Here is a 17,370-nt window from a genome sequence, read left to right on the forward strand (position 1 = left end):
TTGCCGGCTTCGGCAAGTCAGTCTGCATCATGACTGATGTTCAAAACATACCCTCTTCGTCATCGCGAATCAGCGCATCCAATCCCCCCAACGCTTCACGCGCCTGTGCACGCTGAATCAATTTCAGCTGCGCCGCCTGTGGGAAATCCGTGATATTCAGCAAGCCTTTGCTGGTCAGCACCTGAATCAGGTCTTCCAGCACTCGCACCATTTCCAGATCGCTGCTGCGCAGTTGTTCCAGACTAGAAAGAATCGACTGTTGATTATTCATCCACGCCTGTGCCTCAACCGAGTCCTGCGGCAGTTCGCCGTTCATCCCTTCGAACGGGGAACTCTGCACCTGAACCAGGTTACCGTCGTTATCTCGTAATATATAAAACATAGGCTGTCCTTTTACATACCGCCAATAAGGAAACCGGACGCATGACGTCCGGTTTCCTTTTTATTGCCTATCGCGAGTGAGTCTTGATGACTAAGCGCTGTGTTCCGGCTTCGCTATCAGGCTTTCCAGAGAAGGCATCGTCCCGTTGTAATGTTCCAACGTGATGGACGTATCCGGCGTTGCGCCGCCTTGATCCGTGAATTGGCCCTGAGTACTCACCTCAATCGTCGGCGAACCTTGGTTATCCACAATACGGATATAGTGGCTGATATCCGTTCCCGCTTCCAGCTCGCCGACCAAATCGCTCAGGTCGATGCGGTCGCCTTCCGCCGGATTGAAGTCCTTGATGGTATCGAACCCGGTATCGCCCGCCTTCCAGACGAAAGTGTCCGCGCCGCTGCCGCCGATGAGCGTGTCGTTGCCGACACCGCCTCTCAGCACATCATCGCCGGTTCCGCCATACAGGATATCGTCACCCAAACCACCATCCAGATTGTCGTTACCGCCCTGTCCGTACAGGATATCATTACCCGAACCGCCGCTAATCGTATCATTACCGCCCGCAGAGGTGGCAACATCGAATTCAGCGCTGTGTCCGGCGATGTAATCATGTACCTGCTGAACAGAAGCCGTGGTATCCGACCCCAGATGCAGCTGGTTGCCGACATACTGCTGCAAAGCTGGCAAACCGTTGCCGTCAATACCGTCGAACGAGATCGAGTCGCCGAACAGGATATCGTCGCCGTTGCCGCCCAGCAGCGTATCGTGGCCGCCGGTCAGGGACTGATTCGAGCCCAGAATCGCTTCGGACAACTGCGCCGGATCGATGTGATCCAACACCACGCCGTCGCTATCGTAGTGCTGCAGGCTCGACGCGTTCAACGAGTCGCCTACCCCGATCGCTTCCACATTCGATACGTGCTGCAACAATGCGTAGCCTTCAGAGGAGTTCGACGTCGTCGCCGAGTTGGCATTGTAACCGGTACCCGCCAGATGAGAGATCTCGTAAGTCCCATCGCCTTGGGCGTGGACCTGACCGATCACCGTACGCGTTACCCCACCCCGACCTGAGTTGGAGTAGTAGTACACGTCGCCGCTGCTGCTGATCACCTCGCGACTCACCCCAGAAAGGTTCATATAGTAGGTTTGGCCCGGTTGGTAATCAAACGAGTCGATATCCAACGTCGTACGGCTGTTGACCTTGATCGTATCCGTCTCACCGGCCTGATAATAGGTCGGTTCACCATCCGTGATGAAGTAGGTCAGATTGGTACCGGAGTTGCTTACCACGGTATCGCTCTGGAACCAGTTAGCCGCCGTTTTGAACACGTCCTCGTAGTTCGTACCGCCGCCTGAAGTCATTGTTTCCAGCGCCGCAACCAGTTTGGACAAGGCGTTCGAATCCGACAGGTTGACGGAAATAGTCTGGCCGACCTTCGTATCGAAGTCCGCCAGGAACACATTCACCGACCCCGCATGGACATCCGACGTGCTCTTGATCAGGTTGTTGAAGACATTGGTCAGCGAAGACACCGTCTTGCTGATGCTGTCATTCGACATACTGCCGGAGGAGTCCACCAGGAAGGCAATATTGTAGTTTTGCCCTTCCATGATCTGCAGGCCGGAAACGTCGCCGACGATCAGGTCGTTACTGTTCGTTCCCGTCAGCACATCGTCACCCGTGGTCCCCATCGTGGCGCCGAACTGTTCCACTTCCTGCGAAGAGTAACCGGTCGACGAATCGTAGTTCGCCACTTCGGTCGCCGTCGCCTGCGCAATGATGTCGAACTTGCCGGCATCGACAGGCGTCTGAATAGTGATGGTTCCGGCTAACGTATCCAGATGCTGAGCATTGGTAATCAGGTACACGCCATCCGCACCGACGGTGACCGTCACGTTATTGATGTGGTCGGTCAACACGGAGCCTTCCGGAATTCCCGTCAGCGTAATACCCGACAACTGCTCGCTGCCGTCAAGGTCGGTCAGCGCCGCAGACACGGTTAACTCATGCTGCTGATAGCCGACCTGCTCCGCGACGGACTCTTCCTTGAAGTCCGGCTTATCTGCCGCGATGTAACTGCCGTCGCCATAGATAATGCCGTCCAGATGGTTCGCTCCGCTGATCAGCGTATTGCCCTGATACGTAATGTTCACAGAGTCATACGTATTCACATTGGTGGCGGCATTGTTGTTCGGACCCACGTAGGTGGCATAGCCATCGGCCGTCGTGCCTTCAACAAAGATGTAGTCAGGACGCGTCCCAGACGCTTCCGTCCCGCTGTTGCCGGTGACCGCGTTCAGCGGACGCCAATTGCCATCCTGATAGTAGCCGCTGCCGTTATGGACGACGAACAGGTCGGTGTACTGGCTGCTGGTGCCAGTAGAGTTCCCCTGACCGTAGTAAGCGACCACGCCGTTACCCACAATTTCAGGCACCGTATCGCCCTCAGACAGCCAAATGCGTACGTTGTCGCCGATACGCACAATCTTGCCGTCCTGAACGTCGAAACCGCCGTTTTCACTGCCGCCGTTGACCTTGATGTAAGACGGCGTCGTCGGCACCGTTTCACCGCTGGTGATATCCAGTGAAACGACCGGCGTATCGGCTACCGGCGTCACGTTAACCGTGACTTCGCCCTGAGAACCGGTGTTGCCCGCGGCATCAACCGGCTGCCAGCTCAGTTCCGCCAGTCCATTGCCGGACACATTGGCCGCAGGAACGAAGCGCAACGCGGTATCCGCCGCCGTGAACTCCTGACCCACGGTCACCTGATGCCATTCACCGCCCTGGCTGTAGTAGAACGAACCCGCGCTGGCATCCGGCAACAAAGAGATCACGATGCTGCTGGTGTCGGAGGACACGCCCAGATCGCCCCAGGCGATCGACAGCGCCGTATCTTCCGCGACGGTCAGCGTGTGGCTGCCGCCGTCCGGACCGACCGTATCAACCCCGTAGCCGTGATCGGCCGTTGCCGTGGTCGCATTGCCCGACATATCCAGCGTCGTGACAGACGCGTGGATCTGGGAGTCGCCCGCCAGCACGCTACCCGGAACATTGACGCTCCAGATATTGCTGCCGTCTGCCGCCGCGAACACGTTCGTTTGATAAGACTGACCGCCAACGGTCACCGTGACGATGTCGCCGACATGTACGTCGTTACCCACGCGCCCGGTGATGGTCTGGGTCTGACCTGATTCCGCCAGGTTAATGGTGTTATCCGCCGTGACCGCGTCAATCGTGATGCTGGCTTCCGGCGCGGACGTATCAACCGCGTAGCTGTGGTCTGCCGACGCCGTTGCCGAGTTGCCGACAACATCCGTGGTGGTGACTTCCGCATGAATTTGCGCGTTACCGGCCAGGACTGCACCCGGCACATTCACGCTCCAAACGGTGTCCCCATCATCATTGACGATAACTTCGGTCTGGTAACTCGTATCGCCCACTTTGACCGTCACAATATCGCCTGCCTGCACGTCATTGCCGACGTGGCCGGAGATCGTCTGGGTTTGTCCAGACTCCGCGATGTTGATGGTGTTGTCGCTGGTCACATCATCGATGGTGATGCTGGCATCCGGCAATACCGTATCGACCGTGTAAGTATGGTCGGCGGTCGCCGTCGTCGCATTTCCCGCCTGATCGGTGGTGGTCACCGCGGCATGAACCACAGTATCCAGAGCAAGCACGCTGCCCAGAATAACGACGCTCCACACTTTGGCGCCATCCGCCGCCGTAGTCACATTGGTCTGATAAGACTGACCCGCGACGTTGACCGTCACCGTATCGCCGACACGGACGTCGTTGCCGACGCGGCCAGAGATGGTCTGCGGCTGGTTGCTTTCAGCCTGGTTGATTGAATCATCGTCGGTGATCGTATCAATGGTGATACTGGCTTCCGGCGCGGCGGTATCGACGCTGTAGCCCTGATCTGCCGTGGCAGTCGTCGGGTTACCCGCCGCATCCGTCGTCGTGACTTCGGCGTGGATCTGATTGTTACCGGCCAGTACGTCGCCCGGTACGTTGACGCTCCATACGTTGCCGTTATCCGACGCCGTGACGGTGGTCTGGTACGCCTGATCGCCAATCGTGACGGTCACCGTATCGCCGACCTGTACGTCGTTGCCGACGCGGCCGGTGATGGCCTGTGGCTGACCCGCTTCGGCGATATTCAGCGTGTTATCACCGGTGACGTTATCGATGGTGATCGACGCTTCCGGCGCGGCGGTATCGACTGCGTAGTTGTGATCGGCACCCGCCGTGGTGGCATTGCCCGCGCCATCCGTGGTGGTGACTTCGGCATGGATCTGGCTGTTACCGGCCAGCACATCGCCCGGCACGTTAACGCTCCATACGTTGCCGTTATCCGAGCCAGTAACAGTGGTCTGGTAAGCCTGATCGCCGATGGTCACGGTCACCGTATCGCCGACCTGCACGTCGTTGCCCACGCGACCGGTGATGGCCTGCGGCTGTCCGGCTTCCGCGATGTTCAGCGTATTGTCACCGGTGACGTTATCGATGGTGATCGACGCTTCCGGCGCGGCGGTATCGACCGCGTAGCTGTGATCTGCGGATGCCGTGGTCGGGTTACCGGCCGCATCCGTCGTCGTGACTTCGGCGTGGATCTGATTGTTACCCGCCAGTACATCACCCGGTACGTTGACGCTCCACACGTTGCCATTATCGGACGCGGTGACGGTGGTACGGTAAGACTGGTCACCGATGGTGACGGTGACCGTATCGCCCACCTGCACATCGTTGCCAACGCGACCAGTAATGGCCTGCGGCTGACCGGCTTCAGTGATATTGACGGTGTTATCAGAAGTCACATCATCGATGCCGATTGACGCTTCCGGGGCCGCCGTGTCGACCGCATAGCTGTGGTCAGCACCGGCAGTCGTCGCATTACCTGCACCGTCAGTGGTGGTCACTTCGGCATGGATCTGGTTGTTACCGGCCAGCACATCGCCCGGTACGTTGACGCTCCACACGTTACCGTTATCCGAGCCAGTGACGGTGGTCTGGTAGGCCTGATCGCCAATAGTGACGGTCACCGTATCACCCACCTGCACGTCGTTGCCAACGCGACCCGTAATGGCCTGGGGCTGACCCGCTTCGGTGATGTTGATGGTGTTATCACCGGTCACGTTATCGATAGAGATAGACGCTTCTGGCGCGGCGGTATCGACCGCGTAGCTGTGATCAGCACCGGCTGACGTCGCATTGCCTGCGCCGTCGGTGGTGGTCACTTCGGCATGGATCTGGTTGTTACCCGCCAGCACCTCGCCCGGTACGTTGACGCTCCACACGTTGCCGTTATCCGACGCCGTGACGGTGGTCTGGTAAGCCTGATCGCCAATCGTCACAGTGACGGTATCGCCGACCTGTACGTCGTTGCCGACGCGGCCGGTGATGGCCTGCGGCTGACCCGCTTCCGTGATATTGATGGTGTTATCACCGGTGACGTTATCGATGGTGATCGACGCTTCCGGCGCGGCGGTATCGACCGCGTAGTTGTGATCGGCCCCGGCGGTGGTGGCGTTGCCTGCACCGTCGGTGGTGGTGACTTCGGCGTGGATCTGGTTATTACCGGCCAGTACCTCGCCCGGTACCGTCACACTCCACACGTTGCCGTTATCGGATGCCGTGACGGTGGTCTGGTACGCCTGTTCGCCAATCGTGACGGTCACCGTATCGCCCACCTGCACGTCGTTGCCGACGCGACCGGTGATCGCCTGCGGCTGACCAGCTTCCGTGATATTGATGGTGTTATCACCGGTGACGTTATCGATGGTGATCGACGCTTCCGGCGCGGCGGTATCGACTGCGTAGTTGTGATCGGCACCCGCCGTGGTGGCATTGCCCGCGCCATCCGTGGTGGTGACTTCGGCATGGATCTGGCTGTTACCGGCCAGTACGTCGCCCGGTACCGTCACACTCCACACGTTGCCGTTATCGGACGCGGTGACCGTGGTCTGGTACGACTGATCGCCAATGGTGACGGTGACCGTATCGCCCACCTGCACGTCGTTGCCGACACGGCCCGTCACATTCTGGTTCTGGCCTGCCTCAGCGATATTGACGGTATTATCAGAAGTCACATCGTCGATGGTGATGCTGGCTTCCGGCGCGGCGGTATCGACCGCGTAGTTGTGATCGGCACCGGCGGTGGTGGCGTTGCCTGCACCATCCGTCGTCGTCACTTCCGCATGGATCTGGTCGTTACCGGCCAAGACATCGCCCGGCACGTTGACACTCCACACGTTGCCGTTATCCGACGCGGTGACAGTGGTCTGGTACGCCTGATCGCCGATCGTCACGGTCACCGTATCGCCCACCTGTACGTCGTTGCCGACGCGGCCGGTGATGGCCTGCGGCTGACCCGCTTCGGCGATATTGATGGTGTTATCACCGGTCACATTATCGATGGTGATCGACGCTTCCGGCGCGGCGGTATCGACGCTGTAGCCGTGATCTGCGGATGCCGTAGTCGGGTTACCGGCCGTATCCGTCGTCGTGACTTCGGCGTGGATCTGATTGTTACCGGCCAGTACATCGCCCGGCACGTTGACGCTCCACACATTGCCGTTATCGGACGCCGTGACGGTGGTCTGGTAAGCCTGATCGCCAATCGTGACGGTGACCGTATCACCCACCTGCACGTCGTTGCCGACACGGCCGGTGATGGCCTGCGGCTGTCCGGCTTCGTCGATGTTCAGCGTATTGTCTGCCGTTACATCATCAATGGTGATGCTGGCTTCCGGCGCGGCTGTGTCGACCGCGTAGCTGTGATCGGCCCCGGCGGTGGTGGCGTTGCCTGCACCGTCGGTGGTGGTCACTTCGGCGTGGATCTGGCTGTTACCGGCCAAGATATCGCCCGGCACGTTGACGCTCCACACGTTGCCGTTATCCGACGCGGTGACGGTAGTCTGGTAAGACTGGTCACCGATGGTGACGGTCACCGTATCGCCGACCTGTACGTCGTTGCCGACGCGACCGGTGATCGCCTGCGGCTGACCCGCTTCGGCGATATTGACGGTGTTGTCGCCGGTCACATTATCGATGGTGATCGACGCTTCCGGCGCAGTGGTATCTACCACATAGCCCTGATCTGCCGTGGCCGTCGTCGGGTTACCGGCCGCATCGGAAGTGATGACTTCGGCATGGATCTGGTTATTACCGGCCAGCACCTCGCCCGGCACGTTGACGCTCCACACGTTGCCGTTATCCGACGCCGTGACGGTGGTCTGGTAAGCCTGATCGCCAATCGTCACAGTGACGGTATCGCCGACCTGTACGTCGTTGCCGACGCGGCCGGTGATGGCCTGCGGCTGACCCGCTTCCGTGATATTGATGGTGTTATCACCGGTGACGTTATCGATGGTGATCGACGCTTCCGGCGCGGCGGTATCGACCGCGTAGTTGTGATCGGCCCCGGCGGTGGTGGCGTTGCCTGCACCGTCGGTGGTGGTGACTTCGGCGTGGATCTGGTTATTACCGGCCAGTACCTCGCCCGGTACCGTCACACTCCACACGTTGCCGTTATCGGATGCCGTGACGGTGGTCTGGTACGCCTGTTCGCCAATCGTGACGGTCACCGTATCGCCCACCTGCACGTCGTTGCCGACGCGACCGGTGATCGCCTGCGGCTGACCAGCTTCCGTGATATTGATGGTGTTATCACCGGTGACGTTATCGATGGTGATCGACGCTTCCGGCGCGGCGGTATCGACTGCGTAGTTGTGATCGGCACCCGCCGTGGTGGCATTGCCCGCGCCATCCGTGGTGGTGACTTCGGCATGGATCTGGCTGTTACCGGCCAGTACGTCGCCCGGTACCGTCACACTCCACACGTTGCCGTTATCGGACGCGGTGACCGTGGTCTGGTACGACTGATCGCCAATGGTGACGGTGACCGTATCGCCCACCTGCACGTCGTTGCCGACACGGCCCGTCACATTCTGGTTCTGGCCTGCCTCAGCGATATTGACGGTATTATCAGAAGTCACATCGTCGATGGTGATGCTGGCTTCCGGCGCGGCGGTATCGACCGCGTAGTTGTGATCGGCACCGGCGGTGGTGGCGTTGCCTGCACCATCCGTCGTCGTCACTTCCGCATGGATCTGGTCGTTACCGGCCAAGACATCGCCCGGCACGTTGACACTCCACACGTTGCCGTTATCCGACGCGGTGACAGTGGTCTGGTACGCCTGATCGCCGATCGTCACGGTCACCGTATCGCCCACCTGTACGTCGTTGCCGACGCGGCCGGTGATGGCCTGCGGCTGACCCGCTTCGGCGATATTGATGGTGTTATCACCGGTCACATTATCGATGGTGATCGACGCTTCCGGCGCGGCGGTATCGACGCTGTAGCCGTGATCTGCGGATGCCGTAGTCGGGTTACCGGCCGTATCCGTCGTCGTGACTTCGGCGTGGATCTGATTGTTACCGGCCAGTACATCGCCCGGCACGTTGACGCTCCACACATTGCCGTTATCGGACGCCGTGACGGTGGTCTGGTAAGCCTGATCGCCAATCGTGACGGTGACCGTATCACCCACCTGCACGTCGTTGCCGACACGGCCGGTGATGGCCTGCGGCTGTCCGGCTTCGTCGATGTTCAGCGTATTGTCTGCCGTTACATCATCAATGGTGATGCTGGCTTCCGGCGCGGCTGTGTCGACCGCGTAGCTGTGATCGGCCCCGGCGGTGGTGGCGTTGCCTGCACCGTCGGTGGTGGTCACTTCGGCGTGGATCTGGCTGTTACCGGCCAAGATATCGCCCGGCACGTTGACGCTCCACACGTTGCCGTTATCCGACGCGGTGACGGTAGTCTGGTAAGACTGGTCACCGATGGTGACGGTCACCGTATCGCCGACCTGTACGTCGTTGCCGACGCGACCGGTGATCGCCTGCGGCTGACCCGCTTCGGCGATATTGACGGTGTTGTCGCCGGTCACATTATCGATGGTGATCGACGCTTCCGGCGCAGTGGTATCTACCACATAGCCCTGATCTGCCGTGGCCGTCGTCGGGTTACCGGCCGCATCGGAAGTGATGACTTCGGCATGGATCTGGTTATTACCGGCCAGCACCTCGCCCGGCACGTTGACGCTCCACACGTTGCCGTTATCCGACGCCGTGACGGTGGTCTGGTAAGCCTGATCGCCAATCGTCACAGTGACGGTATCGCCGACCTGTACGTCGTTGCCGACGCGGCCGGTGATGGCCTGCGGCTGACCCGCTTCCGTGATATTGATGGTGTTATCACCGGTGACGTTATCGATGGTGATCGACGCTTCCGGCGCGGCGGTATCGACCGCGTAGTTGTGATCGGCCCCGGCGGTGGTGGCGTTGCCTGCACCGTCGGTGGTGGTGACTTCGGCGTGGATCTGGTTATTACCGGCCAGTACCTCGCCCGGTACCGTCACACTCCACACGTTGCCGTTATCGGATGCCGTGACGGTGGTCTGGTACGCCTGTTCGCCAATCGTGACGGTCACCGTATCGCCCACCTGCACGTCGTTGCCGACGCGACCGGTGATCGCCTGCGGCTGACCAGCTTCCGTGATATTGATGGTGTTATCACCGGTGACGTTATCGATGGTGATCGACGCTTCCGGTGCGGCGGTATCGACTGCGTAGTTGTGATCGGCACCCGCCGTGGTGGCATTGCCCGCGCCATCCGTGGTGGTGACTTCGGCATGGATCTGGCTGTTACCGGCCAGTACATCGCCCGGCACGTTGACGCTCCACACATTGCCGTTATCGGACGCCGTGACGGTGGTCTGGTAAGCCTGATCGCCAATCGTGACGGTGACCGTATCACCCACCTGCACGTCGTTGCCGACACGGCCGGTGATGGCCTGCGGCTGTCCGGCTTCGTCGATGTTCAGCGTATTGTCTGCCGTTACATCATCAATGGTGATGCTGGCTTCCGGCGCGGCTGTGTCGACCGCGTAGCTGTGATCGGCCCCGGCGGTGGTGGCGTTGCCTGCACCGTCGGTGGTGGTCACTTCGGCGTGGATCTGGCTGTTACCGGCCAAGATATCGCCCGGCACGTTGACGCTCCACACGTTGCCGTTATCCGACGCGGTGACGGTAGTCTGGTAAGACTGGTCACCGATGGTGACGGTCACCGTATCGCCGACCTGTACGTCGTTGCCGACGCGACCGGTGATCGCCTGCGGCTGACCCGCTTCGGCGATATTGACGGTGTTGTCGCCGGTCACGTTATCGATAGAGATAGACGCTTCCGGCGCAGTGGTATCTACCACATAGCCCTGATCTGCCGTGGCCGTCGTCGGGTTACCGGCCGCATCGGAAGTGATGACTTCGGCATGGATCTGGTTATTACCGGCCAGCACCTCGCCCGGCACGTTGACGCTCCACACGTTGCCGTTATCCGACGCCGTGACGGTGGTCTGGTAAGCCTGATCGCCAATCGTCACAGTGACGGTATCGCCGACCTGTACGTCGTTGCCGACGCGGCCGGTGATGGCCTGCGGCTGACCCGCTTCCGTGATATTGATGGTGTTATCACCGGTGACGTTATCGATGGTGATCGACGCTTCCGGCGCGGCGGTATCGACCGCGTAGTTGTGATCGGCCCCGGCGGTGGTGGCGTTGCCTGCACCGTCGGTGGTGGTGACTTCGGCGTGGATCTGGTTATTACCGGCCAGTACCTCGCCCGGTACCGTCACACTCCACACGTTGCCGTTATCGGATGCCGTGACGGTGGTCTGGTACGCCTGTTCGCCAATCGTGACGGTCACCGTATCGCCCACCTGCACGTCGTTGCCGACGCGACCGGTGATCGCCTGCGGCTGACCAGCTTCCGTGATATTGATGGTGTTATCACCGGTGACGTTATCGATGGTGATCGACGCTTCCGGTGCGGCGGTATCGACTGCGTAGTTGTGATCGGCACCCGCCGTGGTGGCATTGCCCGCGCCATCCGTGGTGGTGACTTCGGCATGGATCTGGCTGTTACCGGCCAGTACGTCGCCCGGTACCGTCACACTCCACACGTTGCCGTTATCGGACGCGGTGACCGTGGTCTGGTACGACTGATCGCCAATGGTGACGGTGACCGTATCGCCCACCTGCACGTCGTTGCCGACACGGCCCGTCACATTCTGGTTCTGGCCTGCCTCAGCGATATTGACGGTATTATCAGAAGTCACATCGTCGATGGTGATGCTGGCTTCCGGCGCGGCGGTATCGACCGCGTAGTTGTGATCGGCACCCGCAGTGGTGGCATTGCCCGCGCCATCCGTCGTCGTGACTTCGGCGTGGATCTGATTGTTACCTGCCAGTACGTCGCCCGGCACGCTGACGCTCCACACGTTGCCGTTATCGGAGCCAGTGACGGTGGTCTGGTAAGCCTGATCGCCAATCGTGACGGTCACCGTATCACCCACCTGCACGTCGTTACCGACGCGACCGGTGATCGCCTGCGGCTGACCCGCTTCGGCGATATTGATGGTGTTGTCACCGGTCACATTATCGATGGTGATAGACGCTTCCGGTGCTGAGATATCGACGCTGTAGCCCTGATCTGCCGTAGCCGTCGTCGGGTTACCGGCGGCATCGGAAGTGGTCACTTCCGCGTGGATCTGATTGTTACCGGCCAGTACATCGCCCGGCACGTTGACGCTCCACACCTTGCCATTATCGGAGGCGGTCACGGTGGTCTGGTACGCCTGATCGCCAATCGTGACGGTCACCGTATCGCCGACCTGTACGTCGTTGCCGACGCGGCCGGTGATGGCCTGTGGCTGACCCGCTTCGGCGATGTTCAGCGTATTGTCTGCCGTCACATCATCAATCGTGATGCTGGCTTCGGGTGCAATAAGGTCAACGGCATAGCCGCGATCGGCGGTCGCCGTCGTCAGGTTGCCCGCATCGTCGGTAGTAATGACTTCGGCGTGGATCTGTGAATTATCGGCCAGCGTACTGCCCGCGACATCCACGCTCCAGACGTTATTGCCATCGTCATCATCAACCACAGAAGTTCTGTAGGTGTTTCCGCCGATGGTCACCGTGACGGTGTCGCCGATTTTCACCTCACCGCCGACACGGCCGGTGATGGTCTGTGTCTCGCCAGATTCCGCCAGATTAACGCGGTCGTCAGACGTGATCGGGTCGATGGTGATCGTCGCGTCTGGCGCGAGGGTATCAACCGTCACGGAACCTTGAGAGCCCTGACCGGGATTACCGGCGTCATCGGTATAGCTTCCGTCAGGCACGGTGACAGACACCGAGCCGTCATAGTCGTTTTCCGGCGTCAAAATCGCGACCCAGTGTGTAGGATCGTTAGGGTCCTGAGTCAGGCCGGTAATAGTGCCATGATCAACGGTGATATCCGTCAGGTCGAAATCTTTCGGCGTTTCCGAAAATTTGAACTCGACCTTTCCATCTTCCGCGAAGGAAATGGCGAGCGAAGGAGCCGTTGTATCGGCAGAAGCCGCTTCAGAAGAAGAATCAGTTGGCATACCTGAACTGAGACGGCCGCCGGAAGTGTCTTCGGAAGAAACATCTGATGCAGAGGTTAGCGTTCCGGTCTCGTAACCAGAAGTCGGATCCACTACGTTGTTCGTCAGGTCCAGTACGACGTTCTCGCGATGACCGCCGCCCTCGCCGGCTTCACCGATGTCAGTACTGGCTTCATTGCCCGCAGCGGTGGCCTCAAGTGACTGCGTCGGGTCCAGACCCTTCGCGATGGCTTCCTGAACGGAAGCGACATCTTGCGCCTCTGTCGCACGATGCTCTGCGGTCGTCCCCGTATTCTGGGACTCGCTCCACTGGCTATCGCGTCCCAAATCCAGAGTCCGTCCATCCGGCAGTGAAATTGAAACGGCGCCAGCATTGCCTGTGGCCACTTGCTCGCCGCGATAGATATGGTCGCCAGCAGATACCTGACGTTGAGTACCATCCTGCGCTACGACAAATACTTGTCCGATAACAAATTTGATGGTACCGATAACGCTACTCACAATAGCATCTCCTCAATATTTCCGATGGAATCCACCGAATGAAAAAACCGATTAAATTAATATGTAAAGCCTTTTTATAACTCGGGCTTTAAAGGATGATTTCAATCTCTTGTTATTACTTTATTATTGCATCTGAAAGTATTTAGCTGACGTCAATGACTTGACTCAGACCCTAATATAATAAAAAATTTGGAACATTCTTACCAAAATTTTTACTCGATTAGAGCAAAGATTTTGCGGTAATGCGCCAATTTTTTCGATAAGCGGCTAATGGATTGACAGCTATCATTTATTTAATGGGTCGTTGCTTCCTCTAGTCATTATTGAAAAAGAAATAACTCATTATTAATGGCATTCAGGAAAAAGCGTTATATGAAGCGTAAAAATCCATTTATTTCTTTACTTTTATTAATCACGGTTTCCCCTATTTCATTTGCTGACACGTTAAAAGATGCAATTGAAAACACGCTAAATACTCACCCTGAAATAAGCGCGGCTAGTAACAGTCGTCACTCAGCGGAGAGAAATGTGCGTGCTGCCCAGGGGGCTATCTGCCGAGTATTTCTCTCAACGCCGGTATCGGCAAAGAGAACCTCGACACTCCTTCCACCCGCGCTCAGAACAGTAACAACGACATTCTTACGCGTCGAGAAACATCAATCAACCTTAGTCAGAGGGTCTTTGATGGTTTCGAAACGTCTAATACCGTTGCTCAGCAAAAAGCAACGGTCAATTCCAGAGCCTACAAAACGCTGAACACCAGCGAGGCTCGCGCGCTCGATGCAGTCCAGGCCTACCTCGATGTCTTGCAGCGTCACGAATTTTTGCGTCTGGCTGAGGAGAATCTGAGCACCAACCAGCGCATTTACGATCAAATCAAACTGCGTTCCGAACAGGGCGTCGGTCGTCTTGCCGACCTGGAACAGGCCGAAGCGCGTGTCGCACAGGCGCGCAATAATGTGCTGACCGAACAAACCAACCTGACCGATGCGGAAAGCAACTATTTCAGCGTTGTCGGTAAAGAGCCGGTAGGCCTGCAGCTCCCGAGCAGCGATCTGCTGAACGTCCCCGCCACGCTGGTCGATGCGAAACGCGTCATGGTAGCAAATAGCCCGATTCTGAAGTCTGCCGAGTCGGATATCGAAGCGACCAGAAAGCAGTACGAAGCTCAAAAATCCGGTTTCTATCCCAAATTTAACGTTGAGCTTGCCCGTACGTTAGACGAAAATGTCGACGGTACGCGCGGCAAGTACAACGAATGGCAAGCCATGCTGCGTATGCGCTATAACTTATACGAAGGCGGCAGCACCAAGGCGACGCTGGAATCGAAAGCTTTCCAGGTCAAAGAAGCGGAAGATGTTCGTAATAACACGTTGCGTCAGCTGAATGAAGAGTTGCGTCTGTCCTGGTCCGCGATGAATAATGCGCGCCAACAGCTGCCTATCGCGCAAGAATACGCGGAACGCAGCCGCCGCGTGCGCGACGCCTATCAGAAGCAGTTTAGTCTGGGCGAACGCACCCTGCTGGACGTACTGGATAGTGAAAACGAACGCTTTACCGCACAACGCCGAATGGTTGAGATTCGTTTCCTGTCGCTGTATAGCCAATATCGACTGAAAGCCCGTATGGGTGACCTATTGAACAGCCTGTCTATTCCTGCGCCAACCGCAGGTCAAAGCCTGAGCGCTGTCAATACGCAGGTAGATCTGCCTGACTTACAATAATGTTTCAGTCAGCCTATGCCTTTTCCGTCCGCGGAAAAGGCATTCTTAGTTAAGGAATGTTTGGTTAATGATGCCACAGCATGAACAACCACCCGGCAGCACCGACGCCGCTTCCGTAAACCACGATCCTCGCAATCGTCACGATGACCCTCTGCTTGATAGCCTGTTGATACTTTGCAAACTTCAGGGCAAAACCGCCAGCCGTACCACGCTGACCGCCGGATTGCCGCTCGCCGAGCAAAGATTGACGGTTGAGCTATTGCCGCGTGCCGCGGCGCGTGCAGGACTGCAAGCCCGCGTGCTGAAACGACCGCTGAATGCGATCTCCGGCATGTCGCTGCCCGCGATGCTGCTGATGCGAGAAGGCCGTTCCGCCATCCTGTTAGGTTGGAACAGCGACGGCAGCGCTCGTATTATGCCCAGCGAAACTGAGGGCGGCGAAATCGTCGTCGAACACAGTACCTTGCAGCAAAACTATTTGGGACTAGTGATGTTCGCGCAGCCTCGACATTCGTTCGATCTGCAGCAAACCTCGTTGATCCCGCGCACAAAATCCTGGTTCAAGGACACTCTAAAGCTGTCACGCTTCCTATATATGGACGCGATTCTCGCCAGCCTGCTCATCAACATCATCGCGCTCGCCACTCCCTTGTTCGTGATGAACGTTTATGACCGTGTGGTGCCTAATCAGGCGACATCAACGCTATGGGTTCTCGCCCTCGGCGTCAGCGGCGCTTTCTTTTTTGATCTGATATTGCGAACACTCCGCAGTATCTGTCTGGATATCGCGGGTAAAAAAACCGACCTTATCCTTTCCGCCACGCTGTTTGAACGCATCACCGGCATGGCGATGAAAGCACGCCCCGCCCGCGTCGGCAGCTTCGCGCAAAATATTCATGAATTTCAGCTGCTGCGGGACTTTTTGTCCTCGTTGACGCTGACCACGCTGATCGATTTTCCCTTTACTTTGTTGCTGTTGCTGGTCATTGGCATCATCGGCGGCCCGCTGGTGTGGATCCCTATCCTCGCCTTCCCGCTGGCGTTGCTGGTGAGCTGGGCGCTGCAAAAGCCGCTGACCTCAACCATTGAAAAATCGTTGCACCTGGCGAGCGAACGTCAGGCGACGCTGATCGAAACACTGACCGGGCTTGATGCGATTAAGGTCAATAATGCGGAAAGTGAGCGCCAGCATCAGTGGGAGCAAACAATCGGCAGCCTCAGCCGTCTGGAAATGCGCGCGAAAACGCTCTCTTCGCTGGCGGTGAATCTGACACAGTGGTTCCAGCAGCTCGCGGGCGTCATCATGATCGTCGTCGGCGTTTATCTGCTGATCGACGGTAAACTGAGTATGGGGGCGCTGATCGCCTGCTACATGCTTAACGGACGCGCCTTGATTCCGCTAGGACAGCTTTCCGGTCTGGTCACCCGCTATCAGCAAGCCAAACTGACGATGGTGACGACAGAGCAAATGATGGAGCTTCCGCAGGAGCGCCAGGAAGACGAGCGCCCGCTGAAACGAGAAAGCATCATCGGCGGCATCGAGTTTCGCGATGTCACCTTCAATTACCCGGAACAGAAGATGCGTTCTCTGTCGAACATTAACCTGACCATTCAGCCAGGTGAGAAAGTCGGCATCATTGGACGGACCGGGTCTGGCAAAAGCTCGCTGGAAAAATTACTCGTCAATCTCTACCAACCGACCAGCGGTAATCTGCTGATCGATGGGGTCGACGCACGGCAGTTGGACGTCAGCGACCTGCGCCATAACATCGGCTATGTTCCGCAGGATATCCAGCTGTTCAGCGGTTCGCTGCGCGATAACCTGATTTGCGGCGCACGCTACGTGGAAGACGAAGCCATGCTGCGCGCGGCCGACATCGCCGGCGTCAGCGAGTTCGCCCGACTTCATCCCGACGGTTACAATCTGCAGGTCGGTGAGCGCGGTTTACAGCTCTCCGGCGGCCAACGCCAGGCGGTGGCCATTGCGCGAGCCCTGCTGCTGGAGCCGCCGATTCTGGTGATGGATGAACCCACCAGCGCGATGGATAACAGCAACGAAGATCGCCTCAAGCAGGCACTGCAATCCGCATTGATCAACAAGACGCTGCTGCTGGTGACGCACCGCGTATCCATGCTGTCGCTGGTTGACCGCCTGATCATCATGGATAAAGGCCGCATTATTGCCGACGGGCCGAAAGCCATCGTGATGGATGCATTAAAGAAGGGGCAGATCAATGCGTCTCGTTGAAAGCACTAAAAAAATACTGG

The 17,370-nt window shown here is 58.2% G+C and carries 3 protein-coding genes and 1 pseudogene; 2 read left to right on the forward strand and 2 right to left on the reverse strand.

Going from position 1 to position 17,370, the window contains the following annotated elements:
• Positions 1-40 precede the first annotated feature (40 nt).
• Positions 41-382, reverse strand: coding sequence for a tryptophan synthase subunit beta (locus tag CKQ53_RS17985; RefSeq protein WP_085652711.1), 342 nt, complete (start codon positions 380-382; stop codon positions 41-43).
• Between the two features lie 90 nt (positions 383-472).
• Positions 473-13,378 carry an Ig-like domain-containing protein gene (locus CKQ53_RS17990; protein ID WP_118895265.1) on the reverse strand — a complete coding sequence of 4,302 codons (12,906 nt, stop codon included), beginning with the start codon at positions 13,376-13,378 and terminating at the stop codon, positions 473-475.
• 372 nt (positions 13,379-13,750) lie between these two features.
• On the opposite strand from CKQ53_RS17990, the pseudogene CKQ53_RS17995 reads away from it, so the two are divergent.
• Positions 13,751-15,102: pseudogene (locus tag CKQ53_RS17995) on the forward strand (TolC family outer membrane protein).
• Between the two features lie 67 nt (positions 15,103-15,169).
• On the forward strand, positions 15,170-17,350 hold the full coding sequence (locus CKQ53_RS18000; protein WP_118894501.1) for a type I secretion system permease/ATPase: 2,181 nt from the start codon (positions 15,170-15,172) through the stop codon (positions 17,348-17,350).
• Positions 17,351-17,370: the final 20 nt, after the last annotated feature.

The sequence above is a fragment of the Lonsdalea britannica genome (assembly GCF_003515985.1).
Classification (GTDB): Bacteria; Pseudomonadota; Gammaproteobacteria; order Enterobacterales; family Enterobacteriaceae; genus Lonsdalea; species Lonsdalea britannica.

Excerpts from the sequence above, each read along its gene's own strand:
- CKQ53_RS17985 (WP_085652711.1), bottom strand. The coding sequence starts at position 382 with ATGTTTTATATATTACGAGATAACGACGGTAACCTGGTTCAGGTGCAG.
- CKQ53_RS18000 (WP_118894501.1), top strand. The coding sequence starts at position 15,170 with ATGATGCCACAGCATGAACAACCACCCGGCAGCACCGACGCCGCTTCC.